27 protein-coding genes and 1 tRNA gene are annotated in these 25,302 nt (G+C 42.7%); 24 read left to right on the top strand and 4 right to left on the bottom strand.

The genetic code is table 11. The features are described from left to right. The 8 genes from rsgA (at window position 1) to pflA (ending at window position 7,530) form a co-directional block, all read left to right on the top strand. A complete protein-coding gene (rsgA, locus tag GMD1S_RS02015) occupies window positions 1-879 on the top strand; it encodes a ribosome small subunit-dependent GTPase A (protein WP_008276660.1) in 879 nt (292 codons plus the stop codon). 10 nt (window positions 880-889) lie between these two features. Beyond that, on the top strand, window positions 890-1,546 hold the full coding sequence (rpe, locus tag GMD1S_RS02010; RefSeq protein WP_000084999.1) for a ribulose-phosphate 3-epimerase: 657 nt from the start codon (window positions 890-892) through the stop codon (window positions 1,544-1,546). Beyond that, entirely contained in the window at window positions 1,509-2,171 is a 663-nt protein-coding gene (locus GMD1S_RS02005) for a thiamine diphosphokinase (RefSeq protein WP_000006125.1), read from the top strand. Before rpe ends, GMD1S_RS02005 begins: the two co-directional genes overlap by 38 nt. 1 nt (window position 2,172) lies before the next feature. After that, window positions 2,173-3,429: a DNA recombination protein RmuC gene (gene rmuC, locus GMD1S_RS02000; protein WP_000450910.1), complete on the top strand. Its 1,257-nt coding sequence runs from the start codon at window positions 2,173-2,175 to the stop codon at window positions 3,427-3,429. Further along, window positions 3,419-4,360: a 3'-5' exoribonuclease YhaM family protein gene (locus GMD1S_RS01995; protein ID WP_000703203.1), complete on the top strand. Its 942-nt coding sequence runs from the start codon at window positions 3,419-3,421 to the stop codon at window positions 4,358-4,360. Before rmuC ends, GMD1S_RS01995 begins: the two co-directional genes overlap by 11 nt. 104 nt (window positions 4,361-4,464) lie before the next feature. Next, window positions 4,465-5,292, top strand: coding sequence for a pur operon repressor (purR, locus tag GMD1S_RS01990; protein WP_002874197.1), 828 nt, complete (start codon window positions 4,465-4,467; stop codon window positions 5,290-5,292). Between the two features lie 66 nt (window positions 5,293-5,358). After that, entirely contained in the window at window positions 5,359-6,615 is a 1,257-nt protein-coding gene (locus GMD1S_RS01985) for a diaminopimelate decarboxylase (RefSeq protein ID WP_000856538.1), read from the top strand. 120 nt (window positions 6,616-6,735) lie between these two features. Then, the gene (gene pflA / locus GMD1S_RS01980; protein ID WP_001288275.1) at window positions 6,736-7,530 is read left to right on the top strand and encodes a pyruvate formate-lyase-activating protein; all 795 of its coding nucleotides are present in this window, start codon (window positions 6,736-6,738) and stop codon (window positions 7,528-7,530) included. A gap of 70 nt (window positions 7,531-7,600) precedes the next feature. Here the strand turns inward: pflA and yidC are convergent, their stop codons facing one another. Both yidC and GMD1S_RS01970 read right to left on the bottom strand, forming a co-directional pair. Beyond that, window positions 7,601-8,530 carry a membrane protein insertase YidC gene (gene yidC, locus GMD1S_RS01975; RefSeq protein WP_008276647.1) on the bottom strand — a complete coding sequence of 310 codons (930 nt, stop codon included), beginning with the start codon at window positions 8,528-8,530 and terminating at the stop codon, window positions 7,601-7,603. A gap of 77 nt (window positions 8,531-8,607) precedes the next feature. Further along, on the bottom strand, window positions 8,608-8,886 hold the full coding sequence (locus GMD1S_RS01970; RefSeq protein ID WP_001174608.1) for an acylphosphatase: 279 nt from the start codon (window positions 8,884-8,886) through the stop codon (window positions 8,608-8,610). Window positions 8,887-8,919: 33 nt separating this feature from the next. Between GMD1S_RS01970 and GMD1S_RS01965 the strand changes: the two genes are divergently transcribed. From GMD1S_RS01965 to GMD1S_RS01920, 11 genes are all read left to right on the top strand, one after another. Then, entirely contained in the window at window positions 8,920-9,660 is a 741-nt protein-coding gene (locus tag GMD1S_RS01965; RefSeq protein ID WP_008276644.1) for a TrmH family RNA methyltransferase, read from the top strand. 54 nt (window positions 9,661-9,714) lie between these two features. Further along, window positions 9,715-10,398 (top strand): Bax inhibitor-1/YccA family protein, encoded by a 684-nt coding sequence (locus GMD1S_RS01960; RefSeq protein ID WP_001076863.1) that lies wholly within the window; start codon window positions 9,715-9,717, stop codon window positions 10,396-10,398. Window positions 10,399-10,507: 109 nt separating this feature from the next. Continuing rightward, a complete protein-coding gene (gene asnA, locus GMD1S_RS01955) occupies window positions 10,508-11,500 on the top strand; it encodes an aspartate--ammonia ligase (protein ID WP_000747998.1) in 993 nt (330 codons plus the stop codon). Window positions 11,501-11,564: 64 nt separating this feature from the next. Then, window positions 11,565-12,104, top strand: coding sequence for a 16S rRNA (guanine(966)-N(2))-methyltransferase RsmD (rsmD, locus tag GMD1S_RS01950; protein WP_000706943.1), 540 nt, complete (start codon window positions 11,565-11,567; stop codon window positions 12,102-12,104). After that, on the top strand, window positions 12,094-12,582 hold the full coding sequence (gene coaD, locus GMD1S_RS01945; protein WP_001280722.1) for a pantetheine-phosphate adenylyltransferase: 489 nt from the start codon (window positions 12,094-12,096) through the stop codon (window positions 12,580-12,582). Before rsmD ends, coaD begins: the two co-directional genes overlap by 11 nt. Further along, window positions 12,566-13,603 (top strand): SepM family pheromone-processing serine protease, encoded by a 1,038-nt coding sequence (locus GMD1S_RS01940; protein WP_000730773.1) that lies wholly within the window; start codon window positions 12,566-12,568, stop codon window positions 13,601-13,603. The genes coaD and GMD1S_RS01940 overlap by 17 nt, the downstream gene beginning before the upstream one ends. A gap of 55 nt (window positions 13,604-13,658) precedes the next feature. Further along, the gene (locus tag GMD1S_RS11605; protein WP_008276638.1) at window positions 13,659-13,889 is read left to right on the top strand and encodes a DUF1146 family protein; all 231 of its coding nucleotides are present in this window, start codon (window positions 13,659-13,661) and stop codon (window positions 13,887-13,889) included. A 23-nt stretch (window positions 13,890-13,912) separates the two neighbouring features. Further along, complete coding sequence (gene murA, locus GMD1S_RS01935; protein WP_000411920.1) at window positions 13,913-15,196, top strand: UDP-N-acetylglucosamine 1-carboxyvinyltransferase; 1,284 nt, start codon at window positions 13,913-13,915, stop codon at window positions 15,194-15,196. Beyond that, window positions 15,183-15,377, top strand: coding sequence for a DNA-directed RNA polymerase subunit beta (locus tag GMD1S_RS01930; protein WP_000739701.1), 195 nt, complete (start codon window positions 15,183-15,185; stop codon window positions 15,375-15,377). The genes murA and GMD1S_RS01930 overlap by 14 nt, the downstream gene beginning before the upstream one ends. Before the next feature lie 40 nt (window positions 15,378-15,417). Continuing rightward, window positions 15,418-16,242, top strand: coding sequence for a DNA/RNA non-specific endonuclease (locus GMD1S_RS01925; protein WP_000359005.1), 825 nt, complete (start codon window positions 15,418-15,420; stop codon window positions 16,240-16,242). Window positions 16,243-16,379: 137 nt separating this feature from the next. After that, window positions 16,380-17,711: a hemolysin family protein gene (locus GMD1S_RS01920; protein ID WP_000390014.1), complete on the top strand. Its 1,332-nt coding sequence runs from the start codon at window positions 16,380-16,382 to the stop codon at window positions 17,709-17,711. Between the two features lie 147 nt (window positions 17,712-17,858). On the opposite strand, the gene GMD1S_RS01915 is transcribed toward GMD1S_RS01920, so the two are convergent. After that, window positions 17,859-17,929, bottom strand: a tRNA-Cys gene (locus tag GMD1S_RS01915). A 298-nt stretch (window positions 17,930-18,227) separates the two neighbouring features. On the opposite strand from GMD1S_RS01915, the gene GMD1S_RS01910 reads away from it, so the two are divergent. From GMD1S_RS01910 to GMD1S_RS01890, 5 genes are all read left to right on the top strand, one after another. Next, window positions 18,228-20,207, top strand: a complete 1,980-nt coding sequence (locus GMD1S_RS01910; protein WP_000749710.1) for a peptide ABC transporter substrate-binding protein — start codon at window positions 18,228-18,230, stop codon at window positions 20,205-20,207. 66 nt (window positions 20,208-20,273) lie between these two features. Beyond that, window positions 20,274-21,770, top strand: coding sequence for an ABC transporter permease (locus tag GMD1S_RS01905; RefSeq protein WP_000759885.1), 1,497 nt, complete (start codon window positions 20,274-20,276; stop codon window positions 21,768-21,770). Continuing rightward, window positions 21,770-22,696 carry an oligopeptide ABC transporter permease OppC gene (gene oppC, locus GMD1S_RS01900; RefSeq protein ID WP_000103938.1) on the top strand — a complete coding sequence of 309 codons (927 nt, stop codon included), beginning with the start codon at window positions 21,770-21,772 and terminating at the stop codon, window positions 22,694-22,696. The genes GMD1S_RS01905 and oppC overlap by 1 nt, the downstream gene beginning before the upstream one ends. 8 nt (window positions 22,697-22,704) lie before the next feature. After that, window positions 22,705-23,772 (top strand): ABC transporter ATP-binding protein, encoded by a 1,068-nt coding sequence (locus GMD1S_RS01895; protein WP_000159699.1) that lies wholly within the window; start codon window positions 22,705-22,707, stop codon window positions 23,770-23,772. Between the two features lie 10 nt (window positions 23,773-23,782). After that, window positions 23,783-24,712 carry an ATP-binding cassette domain-containing protein gene (locus tag GMD1S_RS01890; RefSeq protein ID WP_001291311.1) on the top strand — a complete coding sequence of 310 codons (930 nt, stop codon included), beginning with the start codon at window positions 23,783-23,785 and terminating at the stop codon, window positions 24,710-24,712. Between the two features lie 89 nt (window positions 24,713-24,801). On the opposite strand, the gene GMD1S_RS01885 is transcribed toward GMD1S_RS01890, so the two are convergent. After that, a partial coding sequence (locus GMD1S_RS01885; protein ID WP_000319424.1) for a potassium transporter TrkG occupies window positions 24,802-25,302 on the bottom strand: 501 nt, incomplete at its 5' end.

Here is a 25,302-nt window from a genome sequence, read left to right as displayed (position 1 = left end):
ATGCAAGGACAAATTATTAAAGCCTTGGCAGGCTTCTACTATGTAGAGAGTGATGGCCAAGTCTATCAGACGCGCGCGCGTGGGAATTTCCGTAAAAAAGGCCACACGCCCTACGTTGGGGACTGGGTAGATTTCTCTGCAGAGGAAAATTCCGAAGGTTATATCCTCAAAATTCACGAACGGAAAAATAGCCTGGTCCGTCCGCCTATTGTCAATATTGACCAAGCTGTGGTGATCATGTCCGTCAAGGAACCGGACTTCAACAGCAACTTGTTGGATCGGTTCTTGGTTCTTCTGGAACACAAGGGCATCCATCCCATCGTCTATATTTCCAAAATGGACTTGCTGGAAGATAGAGGAGAACTGGATTTTTATCAGCAGACCTATCGTACTATTGGTTATGACTTTGTGACCAGTAAGGAAGAGCTCTTACCTCTGTTGACAGGAAAAGTGACGGTCTTTATGGGGCAGACAGGTGTGGGAAAATCAACCCTTCTCAATAAAATCGCACCGGACCTCAATCTTGAAACAGGAGAAATTTCAGACAGTCTAGGTCGTGGTCGCCATACCACTCGGGCTGTTAGTTTTTACAATCTCAATGGTGGTAAAATCGCAGATACGCCAGGATTTTCATCGCTGGATTATGAAGTGACAACGGCGGAAGACCTCAATCAGGCCTTCCCAGAGATTGCCAGTGTCAGTCGAGACTGTAAATTCCGTACTTGTACCCATACCCATGAGCCGTCTTGCGCTGTCAAGCCTGCAGTGGAAGAAGGCATCATTGCCAGCTTCCGTTTTGACAATTACCTCCAATTCCTCAGTGAGATTGAAAATCGCAGAGAAACCTATAAAAAAGTCAGCAAAAAAATTCCAAAATAAGGAGAAACCTATGTCTCAATACAAGATTGCTCCGTCAATTCTGGCAGCAGATTATGCCAACTTTGAACGTGAAATCAAACGTCTAGAAGCAACTGGTGCAGAATATGCCCATATCGATATCATGGATGGTCACTTTGTACCACAAATCAGTTTTGGTGCAGGTGTGGTCGAAGCTCTTCGTCCTCATAGCAAGATGGTCTTTGACTGCCACTTGATGGTCTCTAATCCTGAACATCATATAGAAGACTTTGCGCGTGCAGGTGCAGATATCATCAGCATTCATGTCGAAGCAACGCCTCATATCCATGGTGCTCTTCAAAAGATTCGTTCTCTAGGGGTCAAACCTTCGGTCGTTATCAATCCTGGTACTCCGGTTGAAGCTATCAAACACGTGCTTCATCTAGTTGATCAAGTCTTGGTCATGACGGTTAACCCTGGCTTCGGCGGGCAAGCCTTTCTACCTGAAACCATGGATAAGATTCGTGAGTTGGTTGCCCTTCGTGAGGAAAAAGGTTTGAACTTTGAAATTGAGGTCGATGGCGGTATTGATGACCAGACCATTTCTCAGGCTAAAAAAGCTGGTGCGACCGTTTTTGTAGCAGGATCCTATGTCTTTAAGGGAGATGTCAATGAGCGAGTACAAACTCTCAGAAAACAACTGGACTAGGGTTGCCGTTTTTGCAGGCGGAGACCGTGGTCATTATCGGACGGATTTTGACTGCTTTGTCGGTGTGGATCGCGGTTCGCTCTGGGTTTTGGAAGAAGATCTGCCTCTGGCTCTAGCAGTTGGGGATTTTGATTCGGTGACTGCAGACGAACGTCAGTTGATTCAAAAATGTGCCCAACATTTTGTTCAAGCCCAGCCAGAAAAGGATGATACAGATCTGGAATTGGCTCTCTTGACCATCTTTGAGCAAAATTCTCAGGCTCAGGTGACTATTTTTGGGGCTTTGGGTGGTCGAATTGACCATATGCTGGCTAATGTCTTTCTGCCTAGCAATCCCAAGTTGGCACCCTATATGCGCCAGATAGCGATTGAGGATGGGCAAAATGTGATTATCTATTGTCCAGAAGGGACCAGTCAGCTAGAGCCTCGTTCAGACTATGACTATCTAGCCTTTATTCCGGTTCGGGATAGTCAGTTGACCATTATCGGAGCCAAGTATGAGTTGACAGAGGAAAATTTTTTCTTCAAAAAAGTGTACGCTTCTAACGAATATATAGATAGGGAAGTTTCGGTAACTTGCCCAGATGGCTATGTCGTCGTGCTGCATAGCAAGGACAGGAGGTAGGATGGAGACTGTATTACTACTATTATTAATTGCCAACCTAGCTGGGCTCTTTCTCATTTGGCAGAGGCAGGATAAGCAAGACAAATATCTAGTCAAGAGTTTGGAAGACCAGGCAGACAATCTTTCAGATCAATTAGATTACCGCTTTGAACAAGCCAGGCAAGCCAGCCAGCTAGATCAAAAAGACTTGGAAGTGGCTGTCAGTGACCGCTTGCAGGAAGTACGAATGGAATTGCATCAAGGCTTGACTCAAGTCCGTCAAGAAATGACAGATAATCTCCTCCAAACCAGAGACAAGACCGACCAACGTCTCCAAGCCTTGCAGGAATCAAATGAGCAACGCCTAGAACAAATGCGCCAAACAGTCGAGGAAAAACTAGAAAAGACCTTGCAGACGCGTTTGCAGGCTTCCTTTGAGACAGTTTCCAAACAACTGGAGTCTGTCAATCGTGGTCTTGGAGAAATGCAGACGGTTGCCCGTGATGTCGGAGCCCTCAACAAGGTTCTCTCAGGAACTAAAACGCGAGGTATTCTGGGTGAATTGCAACTGGGGCAAATCATCGAAGACATCATGACGCCTGCCCAGTACGAACGAGAATATGCAACGGTTGAAAACTCCAGTGAACGAGTGGAATACGCCATCAAGTTACCTGGACAAGGCGACCGGGAATACGTCTATCTACCAATTGACTCCAAGTTTCCACTGGCAGATTATTACCGCCTAGAAGAAGCCTATGAAGCAGGTGATAAGGACGAGATTGAACGCTGTCGTAGATCTCTCTTGACAAGCGTTAAGCGTTTCGCCAAGGATATCAAGAGCAAGTATATAGCGCCGCCTCGGACGACCAATTTTGGAGTTTTGTTTGTTCCAACAGAAGGACTTTACTCAGAAATCGTCCGCAATCCTGTCTTCTTTGATGATTTGAGACGGGAGGAGCAGATTATTGTCGCAGGTCCAAGTACCTTGTCGGCCCTGCTTAACTCCCTATCAGTTGGCTTCAAAACTCTCAATATCCAAAAGAGTGCTGATCATATCAGCAAGACCCTAGCTAGTGTCAAGACCGAGTTTGGTAAGTTCGGAGGCATTCTGGTCAAGGCACAAAAGCATCTTCAACATGCCTCTGGCAATATTGATGAATTATTAAACCGTCGCACCACAGCTATCGAGCGGACGCTCCGTCACATTGAGTTATCAGAAGGTGAGCCTGCGCTTGATCTACTCCATTTCCAAGAAGATGAGGAAGAATATGAAGATTAGTCACATGAAAAAAGATGAGCTGTTTGAAGGTTTTTACCTGATCAAATCAGCTGACCTGAGACAGACACGAGCTGGGAAAAACTACCTAGCCTTTACCTTCCAAGACGATAGTGGCGAGATTGAAGGAAAACTCTGGGATGCTCAGCCTCATAACGTTGAGGCCTTTACCGCAGGGAAAGTGGTCCACATGCAGGGGCGCAGAGAAGTTTATAATAATACTCCTCAAGTCAATCAAATTACTCTCCGCCTGCCTCAACCTGGCGAACCCAACGATCCAGCTGATTTCAAGGTCAAGTCACCAGTCGATATCAAGGAAATCCGTGACTACATGTCGCAAATGATTTTCAAAATTGAAAATCCTGTCTGGCAACGTATCGTTCGCAGTCTCTACACCAAGTATGATAAGGAATTCTACTCCTATCCAGCTGCTAAGACCAACCACCACGCCTTTGAAACGGGTTTGGCCTATCATACAGCAACCATGGTGCGCTTGGCAGATGCCATTAGTGAGATTTATCCTCAGCTCAACAAGAGCCTCCTCTATGCGGGAATTATGTTGCATGACTTGGCCAAGGTTATTGAGTTGACGGGACCAGACCAGACGGAGTACACAGTTCGAGGCAATCTCCTTGGGCATATCGCTCTCATCGATAGTGAAATTACCAAGACAGTCATGGAACTAGGTATCGATGATACTAGAGAAGAAGTGGTGCTACTGCGCCATGTCATCCTCAGTCACCATGGCTTGCTGGAGTATGGAAGTCCAGTCCGTCCACGCATTATGGAAGCAGAGATTATCCATATGATTGACAATCTAGATGCCAGCATGATGATGATGTCAACAGCTCTAGCTTTGGTGGATAAAGGAGAGATGACCAACAAAATCTTCGCCATGGACAATCGTTCCTTCTATAAACCAGATTTAGATTAATAATTTAAGAAAAACGAGCATTTTTTACGCAATAATGTTCGTTTTTTTATGTGAATGTGGTATAATGGATAAAATATCAAAATTAAATGGAATGGTAAATAAAAATGAAATTAAGAAGAAGTGATCGGATGGTTGTCATTTCCAACTATTTGATTAATAATCCATACAAACTAACCAGTCTCAATACCTTTGCGGAAAAGTACGAATCAGCTAAATCATCTATCTCAGAGGACATCGTGATTATCAAGCGTGCTTTTGAAGAAATCGAAATCGGCCATATCCAGACAGTGACTGGAGCAGGTGGTGGCGTTATCTTTACACCATCCATCTCTAGCCATGAAGCTAAAGAAATGATCGCAGACTTGCGTGATAAGCTTTCAGAAAGCGACCGTATCTTGCCAGGTGGCTACATCTACCTGTCTGATTTGCTTAGTACGCCTGCCATTTTGAAAAATATTGGTCGTATCATTGCCAAGAGTTTTATGGACCAAAAAATCGATGCCGTTATGACAGTAGCAACAAAGGGTGTTCCGCTTGCAAATGCAGTTGCCAATGTCCTCAACGTTCCTTTTGTTATCGTGCGTCGTGATTTGAAAATTACTGAAGGTTCAACAGTCAGCGTCAACTATGTATCAGGATCAAGTGGCGACCGCATTGAGAAAATGTTCCTTTCAAAACGCAGTCTCAAGGCAGGCAGTCGTGTCTTGATCGTGGATGACTTCTTGAAAGGCGGCGGAACGGTCAACGGGATGATTAGTCTCTTGCGTGAGTTTGATTCAGAGTTGGCTGGTGTTGCAGTCTTTGCAGACAATGCCCAAGAAGAACGTGAAAAGCAGTTTGATTACAAGTCACTCTTGAAAGTAACCAATATTGATGTCAAGAACCAATCCATCGATGTCGAGATTGGCAATATCTTTGACGAAGACAAATAAGAGATAGAACTAAAGGTTGGAACGATTGTCCCAGCCTTTCTTTGCAAACAGAATAGAAGGATGCTTATGAAAACACCATTTATCAGCCGAGAAGATTTGGAAACGATTGTTGCAGAGTTCCCGACTCCCTTTCACTTATATGATGAGAAGGGAATTCGCGAAAAAGCAAGAGCGGTCAACGAGGCCTTTTCCTGGAACGAGGGCTTTAAGGAATATTTTGCAGTCAAGGCCACCCCAACACCAGCCATCTTGAAAATCCTCAAAGAGGAAGGCTGTGGTGTGGACTGTTCCAGTTATGTGGAGCTCCTGATGAGCCATAAACTTGGATTTGCAGGTCCTGAGATCATGTTCTCATCAAACAATACACCAGACCAAGAGTATGCTTATGCGCGTGAATTGGGTGCAACCATTAACTTGGATGCCTTTGAAGACATTGCGCATCTGGAGCGAGCAGCAGGCATTCCAGAAATCATCTCTTGTCGTTACAATCCAGGAGGAGTCTTTGAATTAGGAACAGACATCATGGATAATCCTGGAGAGGCTAAGTTTGGGATGACCAAGGATCAACTCTTTGAAGCCTTTGCTGTTTTGAAGGAAAAAGGAGCTAGGACTTTTGGGATTCATTCCTTCCTAGCATCCAATACCGTCACCCATCTCTACTATCCAGAGTTGGCCCGCCAGCTCTTTGAATTAGCTGTGGAAATCAAAGAAAAATTGGGCATTTCACTAGACTTTATCAATCTTTCCGGCGGTATTGGTGTCAACTATCGCCCAGACCAGGAGCCAAATGATATCGCTGTGATTGGTGAGGGAGTTCGTAAGGTTTATGAGGAAGTCCTTACGCCAGCAGGTCTTGGTCAGGTTAAGATTTTCACCGAATTAGGCCGCTTTATGTTGGCACCTCATGGAGCTCTTGTCACAAGAGTCACTCATAAGAAAAAAACTTACCGTACCTATCTAGGTGTGGATGCATCAGCAGTCAACCTCATGCGCCCCGCCATGTATGGAGCCTACCACCATATCAGCAATCTGACCCATCCAGACGGACCAGTTGAGGTGGTAGATGTGGTTGGTTCACTCTGTGAAAACAATGATAAATTTGCAGTGAACCGCGAACTACCTCATACAGAAATCGGTGATTTACTGGTGATTCATGATACAGGTGCACATGGATTCTCCATGGGTTACCAGTACAATGCCAAACTACGCTCGGCAGAAATTCTCTATACCGAAGAAGGAAAAGCCCGCCAAATCCGCCGTGCAGAGCGTCCTGAGGACTATTTTGCAACCTTGTATGGTTTTGATTTTGAATCGGATCAGTAAAAGAAATTGAAAATGAAAGTGAAAAACAGATTGCTTTCTAAAAAATAGACAAAAAACCTTGTTTTTCATCTTACTCGTGATATAATAAAACTATAAAACGGTTTCAAGGAAGGTGACGATATGTCTGAAGAAACAATTGACTATGGACAAGTGACAGGAATGGTGCATTCGACAGAGAGTTTTGGGGCGGTAGATGGCCCTGGGATTCGTTTCATTGTCTTTTTGCAGGGTTGTCACATGCGTTGCCAGTACTGTCATAACCCTGATACATGGGCTATGGAGACCAATAAATCACGCGAACGGACAGTAGACGATGTCTTGGCAGAAGCCCTTCGCTACCGTGGTTTCTGGGGAGACAAGGGAGGAATCACTGTTAGTGGTGGAGAAGCCCTCTTACAGATTGATTTCCTAATTGCCCTCTTTACCAAGGCCAAAGAAAAAGGAATCCACTGTACCTTGGATACCTGTGCCCTTCCATTCCGTAATAAACCGCGTTATCTCGAAAAGTTTAATAAACTCATGGCGGTGACAGACTTGGTTCTCCTAGATATCAAGGAAATCAACGAAGAACAGCACAAGATTGTCACAAGTCAAACCAATAAAAACATCTTGGCTTGTGCCCAGTACCTATCAGATATTGGGAAGCCTGTTTGGATTCGCCACGTGCTGGTTCCAGGTTTGACGGACAGAGATGAGGACTTGATCGAACTCGGTAAGTTTGTCAAGACCCTTAAAAATGTTGACAAGTTTGAAATTCTACCTTATCACACGATGGGTGAGTTCAAGTGGCGTGAACTTGGAATTCCTTATTCGCTCGAAGGGGTTAAACCTCCAACAGCAGACCGTGTCAAGAATGCCAAGGAATTGATGGATACAGAAAGCTACCAAGACTACATGAAACGTGTTCATGGATAAAAAAGAAGCCTGATGGAGACATCGGGCTTTTGTGATGCAAAAAGACTTAGCCTTTCAGCTAAGCTTTTTCTTATTTTTTAGAATGTTGTTTACCAGCATTGCGTTTTTTATGTTTCTTATTGGTCATGATCGCAGTTGCTTGGTTTGGAGTGACATCTTTGCGTCCGCCTCCAGTTGAAAATGAACTTGCTTTTGGTGGATTCTTGGCAAATTCTTCACGAACTTTTTTGCGAAGTTTTGGACGAACAACATAGTTAACGATGAACTGTTGGAGAATCATCATGAAACCACCGACAACCCAGTAAAGCGTCACACTGGCTGGTGCGAAGAGGGAGAAGACGACAATCATGAGTGGACTCACGTAAATCATTCTTTTTAGTTGATCTCTTTGCATCTCGTCTTCTACTCCATGAAGTGAGAGGAGTGATTGGAGATAGTAGAGGATACCAGCGAAAGCGACAAGGAGCAGACTTGGTGAACCAAGATCGATACCCAAGAAGGTAGAGCTAGCTACTCCATCAGTGTATTGGGCTGCAAAGTAGATAGCAGAGAAGAAAGGCATTTGAATGAGGATAGGGAAACATCCTACTCCACCGAACACACTGATGCCATGTTCTTTCTGAGCATCCCAGAGAGCTTGTTGCGCTTCTAGTTTTTCTTCCTGAGTTGTTGCTTCTTTGAGGCGTGTTTGATGTGGCTCAAGGACATGTTTGAGGGCATTCATCTTTTCAGAGTGAAGCGTTGCCTTCCATGATTGGTAGATACCAAGTGGCAAGATAATCAAACGTACGATAATGGTTACGATAATGATAGCCACACCAAAGCCTAGACCTTTATCAGTAGCGAAGTACTTGATAGCTTCAGCCATAGGTGCTCCGATGGTATTCCAAATCAATCCTGTGGGTTGTCCTGTTGCTTTGTCTACTTGGACACAGCCTGTCAAGACGAGTAGCAAAGCCACTCCCATAGCAGAGAGGGCAAAACGTTTAATAGATTTCAATGTTTTCATTCCTTCTTTAAAAATTATACCTTTCTATTCTACTGTTTTTTTGTAAAATATACAATAGTTCTAGAGACCTAATTTGCGACTTTGAAGTCCGAATAGGATGAAAAGTTGCTCATTTGTACATCTAGATAGGTAACTTTTGAAAAAGGTGTCGGACCTTTTCGGATTTCTTGGATAAATTTTGCCATAGTGGCAGAGGAGTCTGCCTGAGCAAGAATTTCCACTGTGCCATCGTCGTTATTCCAGACACGACCAGTGATGCCACCGATTTCAAGAGCTAAAGTACAAACACCCCAGCGAAAACCAACACCCTGCACCCTGCCTTGGGCAATCATTCTAACCTTTTGCATACCAAACCCCTTTGATTGTGTTATAATATTTCTATGACTATTATAACCTCAAAAGCCAATTCTGTGGTAAAAAATGCCAAGAAATTACATCAAAAAAAATATCGAAAGTCTGCTTATTTGATTGAGGGCTGGCACTTGTTTGAAGAAGCTGTTCAAGCAGGAGTGACGATTGAAAAGGTCTTTGCCCTAGAAAGTTACCGAGATCAGCTAGCTGCTTTTCCTCAAACTATCTGGGTTTCAGAGGAGATTTTGCTGGATTTGGCAGATACGCAAACTCCTCAAGGGATTGTTGCAGTGATTCAAAAAGAAGAAGTGGGTCTGCCCGATCTTCGTCGGGGAAAGTTTTTATTTTTAGAAGATGTCCAAGATCCTGGGAACGTAGGTACCATGATTCGGACTGCGGATGCTGCAGGTTTTACAGGGGTTATTGTCTCAGACAAGTCAGCAGATATCTACAGTCTCAAGACCCTGCGATCCATGCAAGGAAGTCATTTTCATTTGCCCATCTATCGGATGTCTCTTGCTTCCTTTGTAGAAGAGGCAAAGAAGAGCAATTTGTCCATTCTAGCAACGACCTTATCCAAAGAATCCAAGGACTATCGTGAGCTTTCTCCCTTAGAAAACTTTGCTTTAGTCATGGGAAATGAAGGACAGGGGATTAGTTCTGTTATGGCTGAGAGTGCTGATCAGCTGGTTCACATTGGCATGAAAGGCCGAGCAGAAAGTCTCAACGTAGCAGTTGCAGCAGGCATTTTGATGTTTTATTTCAGCTAATTTATAAAATCTTTGTTATAATCAAGACATATTTATAGAAAAAGGAGAATCAGAATGAATCAAACGATTATTCAAGAACGTTCAGGTCTCAATCAATTTTACGCTAAGGTCTATGCTTTTGTAGGACTTGGGATTGGTCTATCGGCTCTCGTGTCAGCTTTGATGTTGACAGTCTTTCAGGCCCAATTGGTCTACTTTTTAATGCATGGCCGTCTCTGGTTGATGATTGCAACTTTTGCAGAACTTGCTCTAGTCTTTGTTGCAAGTAGCATGGCTGCAAAAAATAGCCCAGCAGCTCTCCCAGTATTTTTAGTTTATTCTGTTTTAAATGGATTTACGCTCAGTTTTGTCGTAGCCTTCTATACACCTGGGACCGTCTTATCAGCCTTTGTATCCAGCGCCCTTCTCTTCTTTGTCATGGCGGCAATCGGAATTTTCACTAAGAAAGATTTGAGTGGAATGGGACGAGCTTTGATGGCAGCGCTTGTTGGTCTCATCATTGCCATGGTTGTGAATCTATTTTTAGCCAATAGTTTCTTTGACTACATGATTAGTATTGCCATGGTCTTGGTCTTCTCAGGTTTGATTGCTTGGGACAACCAAAAGATTCGCTATGTTTACGAGCAGTCGCGAGGACAAGTAGCGACAGGTTGGGTCATCTCGATGGCGCTCAGCATCTATCTAGACTTTATCAACCTCTTCCTTAGCATCTTACGTATCTTTGGTCGAAACGATTAATGAATGTCAGAGTCAGTGTTCAAAAGAGCACTGACTTTTTCTTATTTACTCTTTTCTTTTCTTGGAAATAGGTGTATAATGCTTTTAACTAATTTTTGAGGAGCTGTTTATGAAGAAAAGTTTTATTCATCAACAAGAAGAAATTTCCTTTGTCAAAAACACTTTTACCCAGTATTTGAAAGATAAGTTAGAAGTTGTTGAAGTTCAAGGTCCTATCTTGAGCAAGGTCGGAGATGGGATGCAGGACAACCTGTCAGGTGTCGAAAATCCAGTATCTGTCAAGGTTTTGCAGATTCCAGATGAAACCTATGAAGTCGTTCACTCACTTGCCAAATGGAAACGCCACACCTTAGCTCGCTTTGGTTTTGGTGAAGGTGAAGGTCTGTTTGTTCATATGAAGGCCCTTCGTCCAGACGAAGATTCGCTCGATGCGACTCACTCTGTTTATGTGGACCAGTGGGATTGGGAGAAGGTTATCCCAAATGGTCAACGCAATATCGCCTATCTCAAAGAAACTGTTGAAAAGATTTACAAGGCTATTCGTCTGACAGAGCTAGCAGTAGAAGCTCGCTATGATATCGAATCGATCTTGCCAAAACAAATCACCTTTATCCATACAGAAGAGTTGGTAGAACGTTACCCAGACTTGACACCAAAAGAGCGTGAAAATGCGATCTGTAAAGAGTTTGGTGCAGTCTTCTTGATTGGTATCGGTGGCGAGTTGCCTGATGGCAAACCTCATGACGGCCGCGCACCTGACTACGATGACTGGACAACAGAGTCTGAAAATGGCTACAAGGGGTTGAATGGCGATATTCTCGTTTGGAACGAATCTCTTGGTTGTGCCTTTGAACTTTCATCAATGGGGATTCGGGTAGATGAGGATACCCTTCGTCGCCAAGTGGCTCTTACAGGAGACGAAGATCGTCTTGAGCTGGAATGGCATAAAGCTCTGCTTAACGGCCTTTTCCCACTGACAATTGGTGGAGGTATCGGACAGTCTCGGATGGCCATGTTCCTTCTTCGTAAGAAACACATCGGAGAGGTTCAGACCAGTGTTTGGCCTCAAGAAGTTCGCGATACTTACGAAAATATTTTGTAGAGAATCGAACCGCAAGGTTCGGTTTTCTTTCTCTTTTTGCCTATAATTTGGTATAATAAACGGTATGAAAATCGTATCAGGAATCTACGGAGGGCGTCCCCTCAAGACGCTAGAAGGCAAGACGACGAGGCCGACATCAGATAAGGTGCGTGGAGCTATCTTTAACATGATAGGTCCCTATTTTGAGGGTGGTCGTGTCTTGGATCTCTATGCTGGCAGTGGTGGTCTGTCTATTGAAGCTGTGTCAAGAGGGATGTCTCATGCTGTCTTAGTGGAACGGGATCGAAAGGCACAAGCTATCATCGCTGAAAATATCCAAATGACCAAGGAAGTTTCCAAATTTCAGCTCTTAAAGATGGAGGCTGAACGGGCCTTGGAGCAAGTGAAAGGTCCCTTTGACCTGGTCTTTTTGGACCCGCCCTATGCCAAGGAACAAATCGTTGCAGATATCGAAAAAATGGCAGAAAGAAACCTTTTCTCCGAAGAGGTCATGGTTGTCTGCGAAACCGATAAGTCTGTGGAACTTCCAGAAGAAATCGCCTGCTTAGGCATCTGGAAGGAAAAAATATATGGGATTAGTAAGGTGACAGTCTATGTCAGATAAAATTGGATTATTTACAGGATCATTTGATCCGATGACAAATGGACATCTGGATATCATTGAACGTGCCAGCAAACTCTTTAATAAGCTCTATGTCGGGGTTTTCTACAATCCCCATAAACAAGGTTTTCTCCCTGTTGAAAATCGCAAACGAGCAGTCGAAAAATCTGTGGCGCATTTAGATAATGTAGAGGTCCTGGCTTCTCACGACCAATTAGTCGTCGATGTTGCAAGGAGACTGGGGGCCAAAACCCTTGTCCGTGGCTTGCGAAATGCCACCGACTTGCAATATGAGGCTAGTTTTGACTACTACAATCATCAACTGGCTCCAGAAATCGAAACCATTTACCTATATAGTCGCCCAGAGCATCTTTATATTAGCTCTTCGGCCGTGAGAGAACTTCTGAAGTTTGGTCAGGAGATTCAGCAATATGTCCCAAACAGTGTTGTGGAGGAATTAGAACATGAAGAAAAAAACTAGATGGCCCTTATATGTCATCCTAGCACTAGTATTGACTTTTTTAGCCTTTGTAGTACCTTTACCATACTACATAGAAGTTCCAGGTGGAGCGGAAGATATTCGTCGCGTTTTGAAAGTCAATGAAACAGAAGACACAGAAGCAGGAGCTTACCAGTTTGTAACAGTCGGCATTCGACACGCAACCCTGTCGCATCTTGTCTATGCTTGGTTAACACCTTTCACGGATATTAGAAGTGCCAAGGAGACTACGGGTGGCTCTACGGATGCGGAATTTATGCGGATCAATCAGTTCTACATGCAAACTTCTCAAAACATGGCCAAGTATCAAGGACTGAAGACGGCTGGCAAGGATATCGAACTCAAGTACCTGGGAGTTTATGTCTTAACTGTGACGGACAATTCAACTTTTAAGGGCATTCTGAACATTGCAGACACCGTGACGGCTGTTAATGACAAAACATTTGATAGTTCAAAAGACTTGGTCGACTATGTTAATTCTCAACAATTAGGGGATACGGTCAAGGTAACCTATGAAGAAGACGGAAAAGTCAAGTCTGCTGAAGGTAAAATTATCACTCTCGAAAACGGGAAAAACGGGATTGGGATTGGTTTGATTGACCGTACGGAAGTGACCAGTGATGTTCCCATTCGCTTTTCAACAGCTGGTATCGGCGGGCCAAGCGCCGGTCTCATGTTTAGCCTAGCTATTTACACCCAGATAGCAGATCCAGGACTTCGTAATGGTCGCGTCGTTGCGGGAACGGGAACCATTGATCGCGATGGAAATGTTGGCGACATCGGTGGAATTGACAAAAAAGTAGTTGCAGCCTCTCGTCAGGGAGCCAACATCTTTTTTGCTCCTGACAATCCAGTCACTGAGGAAGCAAAAAAAGCAGATCCCAATTCGAAAAGCAACTATGAAACAGCCCTAGAAGCTGCTAAAACGATCAAAACAGAGATGAAAATCGTTCCCGTTAAGACCTTGCAGGATGCGATTGATTACCTTAAAAACAATCCCTAATTCGTAGAAAAATTGAAAACTAGCGCGCAAGCGGATAAGATGGTATAATAGTCAAATGGTTCAATTATTATTCACTCTAAGTAGTCATATACTCTTTATTTATTTGAGTTTTTACCTTTTGAAGGATCTTGTGAGATGGGAAAAGGTTTTAAAAGTAACCGCTACTAACACAAAAAAGGTTCGTTTGTTGGTAGGCTTCTTTAGTATGGTAATGGGGTACATCTTGAGTTCATTCTTTATCAGTTTGTACCAACTGTGGCAAGAAGCGCTTAGAGGACTATTATAAAATCAAAAGTAAAGGAAACAACTATGGAAAAAATTGTGGTTCAAGGCGGAGATAATCGTCTGGTCGGGAGTGTAACGATCGAGGGAGCAAAGAATGCAGTCTTACCTTTGTTGGCAGCGACTATTCTAGCAAGCAAGGGGAAGACAGTCTTGCAGAACGTCCCAATCTTGTCAGATGTTTTCACCATGAATCAAGTAGTTCGTGGTCTGAATGCCAAGGTGGACTTTGATGAGGAAGCTCATGTTGTCGAGGTTGATGCGACTGGTGATATCACGGAGGAAGCTCCATACAAGTATGTCAGCAAGATGCGCGCATCGATCGTTGTCTTGGGGCCAATCCTTGCTCGTGTAGGACATGCCAAAGTTTCTATGCCAGGGGGATGTACCATCGGGAGTCGTCCAATCGACCTCCACCTCAAAGGTTTGGAAGCTATGGGGGCAAAGATCACCCAGACAGCTGGTTACATCGAAGCTAAGGCAGAACGCCTGCATGGCGCTCATATCTACATGGACTTTCCTAGTGTTGGTGCAACACAAAACCTGATGATGGCAGCGACTCTAGCTGATGGTGTGACGGTCATTGAAAATGCTGCGCGTGAGCCGGAAATTGTTGACCTCGCTATTCTCCTTAATGAAATGGGAGCCAAGGTCAAGGGAGCTGGTACTGAAACAATCACAGTAACTGGTGTCGAGGAACTCCATGGTACGACTCACAGTGTCGTACAGGACCGTATCGAAGCCGGAACCTTTATGGTGGCTGCAGCTATGACAGGTGGGGATGTTCTCGTTCGTGATGCAGTCTGGGAACACAATCGCCCCTTAATCTCAAAACTACTTGAAATGGGTGTTGAAGTGACAGAGGAATCTGAGGGTATTCGTGTTCGTTCTCAACTTGAAAATCTCAAGGCTGTTCATGTAAAAACCTTGCCACATCCAGGATTTCCAACAGATATGCAGGCACAATTTACAGCTCTGATGACAGTCGCAAAAGGGGAATCCACCATGGTGGAAACGGTGTTTGAGAATCGCTTCCAACACTTGGAGGAAATGCGCCGTATGGGCTTGCATTCAGAGATTATCCGTGACACAGCTCGTATTGTAGGGGGGCAGGCTTTACAGGGGGCAGAAGTTTTATCAACGGACCTTCGCGCTAGTGCTGCTTTGATTTTGACAGGTTTGGTGGCGCAAGGAGAAACAGTTGTCGGTAAACTAGTCCACCTTGATAGAGGTTATTACCGCTTCCATGAGAAGCTAGCTCAGTTAGGAGCGAAGATTCAGCGAATCGAGGCAAATGATGAAGAAGAATAAAAACTTACGCTATGTACTCCGTCGTTTATTGCTGATTTTTATCGTACTATTGCTAGGCTTTCTGGCTTTAGGAATCGGCTTGATGGTAGGCTATGGAATCCTAGGAAAGGGACAGGATCCATGGGCTATCTTGTCTCCAGCAAAGTGGCAGGAATTGATTAGCAAATTTACAGGAAATTAGACTGGGAGACCAGTCTTTTTCTAAAGAAATAAGGAGAAAAATGGACAAAAAAACAAGACAAGCTCTGATAGGATTACTTCTATTCTTACTCTTGGCTGCTGGAAGCTACTACATCAAGCAGATGCAGTCAGTACCAAATAGCCCTAGAACCAAGGTTAGTCAGAAAAAACAAGCTTCAGAAGCACCCAGTCAGGAGCTAGCTGAAAGTGTCTTAACTGAGTCAATCAAAAATCAAATCAAGGGGGGGCTCGAGTGGAATGGAGCAGGGGCCTTCATTGTCAATGGCAATAAAACCAATCTAGATGCCAAGGTTTCTAGCAAACCCTATGCGGATAATAAGACAAAGATAGTTGGAAAAGAAACAGTCCCGACTGTTGCCAATGCCATCTTATCCAAAGCGACTCGGCAGTATAAGAACCGTGAAGAAACAGGCAACGGCTCAACCTCCTGGACGCCACCAGGATGGCATCAGGTCAAGAATCTAAAGGGAGCCTATACACACGCAGTAGATAGGGGGCACTTATTGGGTTATGCCTTGATAGGTGGGTTAGATGGCTTTGATGCTTCTACCAGCAATCCCAAGAACATTGCAGTTCAGACAGCTTGGGCCAACCAGGCTCAGGCTGAAGATTCGACAGGGCAGAACTACTATGAGAGTTTGGTCAGAAAAGCCTTGGACCAGAATAAGAGAGTCCGTTATCGGGTAACTCTCCACTATGCTACAAATGAGGACCTAGTTCCATCGGCTTCACAAATTGAAGCCAAGTCTTCGGATGGCGAATTGGAATTCAACGTCCTGATTCCAAATGTTCAAAAGGGAATCCAGCTTGATTACCAAACGGGTCAAGTAACAGTGACGGATTAGAAACAATAGATACAATAAAAAAACAGCTCCTTTGTCTTCTAGAGGCAGGGGAGTTGTTCTTTAAATGAAAAATAATGTGAATCCTGATCGATTTTATGATATAATGGAACACAAGATACTATTTTAGGAGAAGGACTATGGAAGACCCGAGCAGTCAGAATTTGTTGCTACAGTTTGTATTGTTATTTATCTTGACCTTGTTAAATGCTTTTTTCTCAGCCACTGAAATGGCGATGGTGTCACTAAACCGTTCCCGAGTGGAACAAAAGGCAGAAGAGGGAGACAAACGTTACATTCGTTTGTTAAAGGTACTTGAAAATCCTAACCACTTTTTATCAACAATTCAAGTTGGTATCACGTTAATTACCATCTTGTCAGGGGCTAGTTTAGCAGACACTCTAGGACGCGAAATCGCATCTTGGATAGGAAATAGTGAAACAGCTTACGCTATTGCAAGTTTTCTATCTTTAGCGTTTTTGACCTATATTTCTATTGTTTTTGGGGAACTCTATCCCAAGAGAATCGCTCTAAATCTGAAAGATACCTTGGCCATCCGAACCGCACCAGTCATTATTGGCTTGGGGAAAATTGTCAGTCCCTTTGTCTGGTTGTTATCTGCTTCAACCAATCTCTTGAGTCGTTTAACGCCAATGACCTTTGATGATGCGGATGAAAAAATGACTCGAGATGAAATTGAGTACATGTTGACCAAAAGTGAGGAAACTTTGGATGCAGACGAAATCGAGATGTTACAAGGGATCTTCTCTCTAGATGAGCTGATGGCGAGAGAAGTCATGGTTCCTCGGACAGATGCCTTTATGGTGGATATTCAGGATGATAGTCAAACCATTATCCAAAGTATTCTAAAGCAAAATTTCTCACGTATCCCTGTTTATGATGGGGATAAGGACAATGTGATTGGTTTGATTCATACCAAGCGTTTGCTAAACGCTGCCTATGCAGATGGCTTTGAAAATATTGTCTGGAAGAAGATCTTACAAGATCCACTCTTTGTTCCTGAAACTATTTTTGTGGATGACTTGCTAAAAGAATTGCGAAATACCCAAAGACAAATGGCCATTTTGCTCGATGAATATGGTGGTATGGCTGGTTTGGTAACTCTGGAAGATCTTTTAGAAGAGATTGTCGGTGAGATTGATGACGAGACCGATAGGGCAGAAATCGAAGTCCATCAAATCGGTGAGGACACCTATATTGCACAGGGAACCATGAATCTTAACGACTTCAATAACTACTTTGGTGTCGAACTAGAAAGCGATGATGTGGATACCATCGCCGGTTATTATTTGACGGGTGTTGGAACGATTCCAACAACTGAGAAAATCAGTTATGAACTGGTCAGTCAAAACAAACAAATTGTCCTGACCAATGATAAGGTGAAAAATGGACGTGTTACCAAGGTAAAAGTTCAAATCACAGAACTAGAACCTGAAGAAGAAACAGAATAAAGCAGTGACTTGAGTCACTGCTTTATATTTCCCCAAATCCGCCCCAAAAGTTTTTCGAAGTTATCCGTATTTATCTGAAGAAAAAATAAAAAAAGCCCGTTTTTCGGGCTTTTCATTCGGTTAATTCCTGTTAATTCAGGTACTGAAAGGCGGTAGACGGATTTGAACCGACGATCAAGCTTTTGCAGAGCCGTGCCTTACCACTTGGCTATACCGCCTCAACGTTTATTATTATACCTTGAAAATCATTTCCCGTCAATAGTTTCTTATTCTAAAATCCAATTTAAGAAAACAGATGATGATCGAAGAAGTGAGAAAAAGCTTTTAAAAATCCTCTTCTGAAGAAGATCAGACTAGAAAGTATTTCTTGCAGAAACAAACAAAGAATGCAAGAATTTTGACAAATAGAAGTTTTTTGAGGAAATGCGCCTAAATATTCTGAAAATTCGTTTACTTTTTAAAAAATATATGTTATAATTTCCAATAAGCCTAAATTTTTCAAGAGGAGTTAAAAACATGAAAAAAAGTAGAGTATTTGTTGCAGCAGGTGTTGCTTTATTAGCAGCAGGAGTACTAGCTGCTTGCGGTTCTTCAAAATCATCTGATTCAACAGCGCCAAAAAATTATGGTTATGTTTATACAGCTGACCCAGAAACGTTGGATTACCTCATTTCAGGGAAACAAAGTACTAAGGTCGCCACTTCAAATGGTATCGACGGTCTTTTCACAAACGACAAGTATGGGAATTTAGTTCCTGCAGTTGCAGAAGACTGGTCCGTTTCAAAAGATGGTTTGACTTATACCTACAAGATTCGTAAAGGTGTCAAATGGATGACATCTGATGGCGAAGAGTATGCTGAAGTAACAGCCAAAGACTTTGTAAATGGTTTGAAACACGCAGCTGACAATAAATCAGCAGCTAAGTATCTAGCAGAAGATTCAGTTAAAGGTCTAGCTGACTATATAGCTGGAAACAATAAAGATTTTGCTTCAGTCGGTGTAAAAGCAGTTGATGATTATACCCTTGAATACACTTTGAACAAACCAGAACCATACTGGAACTCTAAGCTGGCCTACTCAATCTTCTGGCCATTGAACGAAGAATTTGAAAAATCAAAAGGATCTGATTTTGGTAAAGCGACTGACCCTACATCATTGCTTTACAATGGACCATTCTTGCTGAGAGGTTTGACTGCTAAGTCATCTATCGAATTTGTGAAGAATGAAAACTATTGGGACAAAGACAATGTTCATCTTGATAAAGTAACACTTGCTTACTATGATGGTTCTGATCAAGAATCAATTGAACGTAACTTTACAAGTGGAGCTTATAGCTATGCTCGCCTTTTCCCTACAAGTTCGAACTACTCTAAAGTTGAAGAGACCTACAAGGACAATATCTACTACAATCCATCAGGACCTGGTATCGGTGGTTTGGGTGTGAACATTGACCGTCAAGGATACAAATACACTTCTAAGACAACTGATGAAGAGAAGACTTCTACTAAGAAAGCCCTTCTTAACAAGGACTTCCGTCAGGCTTTGAACTTTGCCTTTGACCGTACTTCGTACTCAGCACAAATTAATGGTAAGGAAGGCGCTCCTCTTGCAGTTCGTAACCTCTTTGTGAAACCAGACTTTGTCTCTGCAGGCGAAAAAACTTTCGGTGACTTGGTAACTGAAAAGATGGCTGCTTACGGTGATGAATGGAAGAATGTAAGCTTTGCGGATGGTCAAGATGGACTTTTCAACGCCGATAAAGCCAAAGCAGAATTTGCGAAAGCTAAAACAGCATTGGAAGCAGAAGGTGTGAAATTCCCTATCCACTTGGATATCCCAGTAGACCAAACATCTAAAAACTATATCGCACGTATTCAATCCTTCAAACAATCCGTTGAGACAGTACTTGGAGAAGAAAACGTAGTCATCGATATCCAACAAATCACTACAGATGAACTACAGAATATTACATACTATGCAGCAAGCGCTGCGGCAGAAGATTGGGATCTCTCAGGTGCTGTTGGATGGAACCCAGACTATGAAGATCCATCAACTTACCTTGATATCTTGAAGACAACGAATGCTGAACAAACTAAAACATACATGGGTTATGAAGGTGCAGATAATGCTGCAGCAGCTCAAGTTGGTTTGAAAGAATACGATAAGTTGGTTGATGAAGCAGGAAAAGAAACAAGTGACTTGAATGTTCGTTATGAAAAATACGCGGCTGCCCAAGCTTGGTTGACAGATAGTTCACTCTTCTTGCCAGCTATGTCATCAAGTGGTGCTGCACCAATCATTTCTCGTGTTGTCCCATTCTCTGCATCTTACAGTCAATCTGGAGATAAGGGCTCAGACGTATACTTCAAGTATATTCAGTTACAAGACAAGGTTGTAACAAAAGCTGACTATGAACAAGCTCGTGAAAAATGGCTCAAAGAGAAAAAAGAATCAAACGAAAAAGTTCAAAAAGAATTGACAAATCACGTTAAATAAATAACTCTCAAGAGAACTTTCTCTCCATGAGGAGAAGGTTCTTTTGGGATTTTAAAAGGAAACGATATGAAGAAATATATTTTTATGCGTGTATTGCGTTCATTGTTGTCTATTTTCTTGGTGACAACATTGACCTACACAATTATCTATACGATGGTTCCTCGAAAATTGATTTTCAAGCAGGATACCAACTATAACAAGATTGCAACGACGCCGGACAAGCGGGATAATTATGAAAATACCGTTTATGAGCGGATGGGCTATATCGAGTACTACGATACCAAGGAGTTGCAAGAAAAAGCTAGCACGATAGACTCATCTGTAACAGTAGATGCCAATGATACCAACAAGGCAATCTACGAAAAATACATCAACCAACTAGGAAATGGTTGGACACTTGGTGTGTTCTCAGAAAGTGGTCAATTCTATGCTACGCGTGAAATTCCAATTTTTGAACGTGTTTTCAAATTCTATTCCAACTTGATTGATATTGATCATCCAAACAAGATTCAAGACCCTGAAAATCCAAACTTGCAACGTTATCTTCGTTTTGAAAATGACCCTGCTATCGGTTGGTCATTGGTTGGTTCAGGTACAAAACATAAATACCTTTTGTATTTCAACAATCAATTCCCATTTGTACACCAAAACTTTGTGAACATTAACTTGGGTGACTCTTACCCAACTTATGCAAACACACCAGTGCTTCAAGTTATCACACAAGGTCAGGGACAAACTAAGACATCAGAAGTTCAATTCCCTACAGGTAAAAAGACTTCATCTGTAGATATTTACTCTCGTACCTACAAATCTCCAAGTCAAGCAGATGCGCGTGAAGTAGCCAACTATGGTAAAGACGATCCATATACAGCTACAGAAAGCAATTATCAATACCCATCAATGATCGCAAGCTCAGCGGTTGCTGGTTTGATTGGTTTGATTATTTCGTATGCGATTGCGATTCCACTTGGATCTGCCATGGCTCGTCACAAGAATACTTGGATTGATAGCTTCTCGACAGGTGCTCTAACCTTCTTGCTTGCCCTTCCAACGATTGCCTTGGTTTATATCGTGCGCTTGATTGGATCATCTATCGGTCTGCCAGATTCATTTCCTATCTTGGGAGCTGGGGACTGGCGTTCATATGTCTTGCCAGCAGTCATTCTAGGTTTGCTGGGTGCACCAAGTACAGCTATCTGGATTCGTCGTTACATGATCGACTTGCAATCTCAGGACTTCGTTCGTTTTGCTCGTGCAAAAGGTTTGTCTGAAAAAGAAATTTCAAATAAACACATCTTTAAAAATGCCATGGTTCCTTTGGTTTCAGGTATTCCTGGTGCCGTAATCGGGGTTATCGGTGGTGCAACATTGACAGAAACGGTCTTCGCTTTCCCAGGTATGGGTAAAATGTTGATTGACTCTGTTAAGGCATCAAACAACTCAATGGTAGTTGGTCTTGTCTTCATCTTCACATGTATTTCTATCTTCTCACTCTTTGTAGGGGATATCTGGATGACCATGCTTGATCCACGTATTAAATTGACAGAGAAAGGAGGCAAATAATGTCAACAATCGGAAAAGAAAAATTTCAGTTCGTAAAACGTGACGATTTTGCCTCTGAAACAATTGACGCCCCTGCCTATTCATACTGGGGTTCTGTATTTAGACAATTTCTAAAGAAAAAATCAACAGTCCTTATGTTGGGGATTTTGGTTGCCATTATCTTGATGAGCTTTATTTACCCAATGTTCTCAGATTTTGACTTCAACGATGTAAGTAAGGTCAATGACTTCTCTGCTCGTTTTATCAAGCCCAATGCTGAACATTGGTTTGGTACAGATAGCAATGGTAAATCCTTGTTTGACGGGGTTTGGTTTGGTGCGCGTAATTCAATTCTTATCTCTGTAATTGCCACTTTTATCAACCTTGTGATCGGGGTTATTGTTGGTGGAATTTGGGGAATTTCAAAATCCGTTGACCGCGTCATGATGGAAGTTTATAACATTATTTCAAACATTCCGTCTCTCTTGATTGTCATTGTCTTGACTTACTCAATTGGTGCTGGTTTCTGGAATTTGATTTTTGCCATGAGTGTGACAACTTGGATTGGGATTGCTTATATGATTCGTATCCAAATCATGCGTTACCGTGACTTGGAATACAACCTTGCTTCTCAAACACTTGGGACACCAACCTTTAAAATCATCGTTAAAAATATCATGCCACAATTGGTATCCGTTATTGTTTCTACGATGACCTTGATGTTGCCAAGCTTCATCTCTTATGAAGCCTTCCTTTCCTTCTTTGGATTGGGATTGCCTGTAACAGTGCCAAGTTTGGGACGTTTGATCTCAGATTACTCACAAAACGTTACGACCAACGCTTACTTATTCTGGATTCCGTTGACAACCTTGATCTTGGTGTCCCTATCTCTCTTCGTTGTTGGTCAAAACCTAGCGGATGCTAGTGATCCACGTACACATAGATAGGAGTAGACATGACAAAAGAAAATAATGTAATTTTGACTGCTCGTGATATTGTCGTGGAATTTGACGTTCGTGACAAAGTTCTGACAGCTATCCGAGGAGTTTCTCTGGACCTGATTGAAGGGGAAGTTCTTGCCTTGGTAGGTGAGTCCGGTTCTGGTAAATCTGTTTTAACAAAAACCTTTACAGGGATGTTAGAAGACAATGGACGTATTGCCCAAGGAAGCATCGACTATCGTGGACAAGACTTGACCGCTCTTACTTCTAACAAGGAATGGGAGAAGATTCGTGGTGCTAAAATTGCGACTATCTTCCAAGACCCTATGACAAGTTTGGACCCAATCAATACAATCGGTAGCCAAATCACTGAAGTTATCGTTAAACACCAAGGGAAAACAGCTAAGGAAGCCAAAGAGATGGCAATCGACTATATGAATAAGGTCGGAATTCCAGACGCTGAAAAACGTTTTGATGAGTATCCTTTCCAATATTCTGGAGGGATGCGCCAACGTATCGTTATTGCGATTGCCCTTGCCTGTCGTCCAGATATCTTGATCTGTGACGAGCCAACAACGGCCCTTGACGTTACCATTCAAGCGCAAATCATTGATTTGCTTAAAACCTTGCAAAATGAGTACCACTTTACCATTATCTTTATCACCCATGACCTTGGTGTGGTAGCAAGTATTGCCGATAAGGTAGCGGTTATGTATGCTGGTGAAATTGTAGAATACGGAACTGTTGAGGAAGTCTTCTACGACCCACGTCATCCATATACTTGGAGTCTCTTGTCTAGCTTGCCTCAGCTTGCTGACGATAAAGGGGAATTGTACTCTATCCCAGGAACACCACCGTCTCTTTATACTGAGTTGAAAGGTGATGCCTTTGCCCTTCGTTCAGATTATGCTATGCAAATTGACTTTGAACAGAAAGCACCTCAGTTTTCAGTCACGGATACCCACTGGGCTAAGACTTGGTTGCTTCATGAGAATGCTCCTAAAGTTGAAAAACCTGGAGTCATTGCAGATTTGCATGACAAGATTCGTGATAAAATGGGCTTTGCTCATCTAGAAGACTAGGAGGAAGGAAATGTCTGAAAAATTAGTAGAAATTAAAGATTTAGAAATTTCCTTCGGTGAAGGAAGTAAGAAGTTTGTCGCGGTTAAAAACGCCAACTTCTTTATCAACAAGGGAGAAACCTTCTCTCTTGTAGGTGAGTCTGGTAGTGGGAAAACAACCATTGGTCGTGCTATTATTGGTCTAAATAATACTAGTAAAGGTGAAATCATCTTTGATGGTCATAAAATTAATGGGAAAAAATCTCATAAGGAATCATCAGACTTGATCCGTCGCATCCAGATGATTTTCCAGGACCCTGCAGCCAGCTTGAATGAGCGTGCAACAGTTGACTATATCATCTCTGAAGGTCTTTACAACTATCACTTGTTTAAAGATGAAGAAGATCGAAAAGAAAAAGTTCAAAAGATGATTCATGAAGTTGGACTTTTGAAAGAACACTTGACCCGTTACCCACACGAGTTTTCTGGTGGTCAACGCCAGCGTATCGGGATTGCCCGTGCTCTTGTGATGGAACCTGATTTCGTTATTGCGGATGAGCCAATTTCAGCCTTGGACGTATCAGTGCGTGCGCAAGTCTTGAACTTGCTCAAGAAGTTCCAAAAAGAGTTGGGCTTGACCTATCTCTTTATCGCCCATGACTTGTCAGTTGTTCGCTTTATCTCAGATCGTATCGCGGTTATCTATAAGGGAGTTATCGTCGAAGTGGCGGAGACAGAGGAGTTGTTTAACAATCCTGTCCACCCATACACTCAAGCGCTTCTATCTGCTGTACCGATTCCAGATCCAATCTTGGAACGCAAGAAGGTCTTGAAAGTTTACGATCCTGACCAACATGACTATGAGACAGACAAGCCATCTATGGTAGAAATTCGTCCAGGTCACTATGTTTGGGCCAATCAAGCAGAAGTTGCTCGATACAAAGAAGCTCTTAAAAAATAAACAGACTAGGAGAGGGCCGAAAGGTCTTCTCATTTTTAATAGAAAAAATTCCCCTTCTACTAGCTTGTAAAAGGGGAATTGTATTATCATTAACGTTTAGACCAGGTACGTTTCATAAAGAGTAGCAAAATTGGGTATATCTCTAAACGACCTGCAATCATTGCAAAGGAGAGTAGGATTTTAGAGATGGGACTAAAGATGGCAAAACTCGAGGTTGTACCTAGAATAGGTCCGATATTGTTAAAACAGCTGAAGACCGCACTGGTCACGACTAGAAAATCATTGCTATCAAGACTGACGATAAAGATGAGGGAGAGAATAATCATCATATAGATAGCAAAATATTTAAGAATCTTGTGCTGGGTATCCTTATCAATCACAGTTTTATTGACGTGTAGAGTCAAAACACGGTGAGGGGATAAGGTGGACAAAATCTGATTTTTTGCGATTTTAGAGAGGATAAGTCCTCTGATCACCTTAAGACCACCTGCAGTTGAGCCAGCTGATCCACCGATTCCCATGAGGAAGAGGAGGATAAATTGGGAGAAGAGGGGCCAGTTGGTAATATCTCCGTAACCAAAACCTGTTGT

Source organism: Streptococcus sp. GMD1S (assembly GCF_000296875.1).
Classification (GTDB): Bacteria; Bacillota; Bacilli; order Lactobacillales; family Streptococcaceae; genus Streptococcus.
The sequence above is the reverse complement of the archived record's forward strand: the minus strand, read 5'-3'. Positions and strand labels throughout refer to the sequence as shown.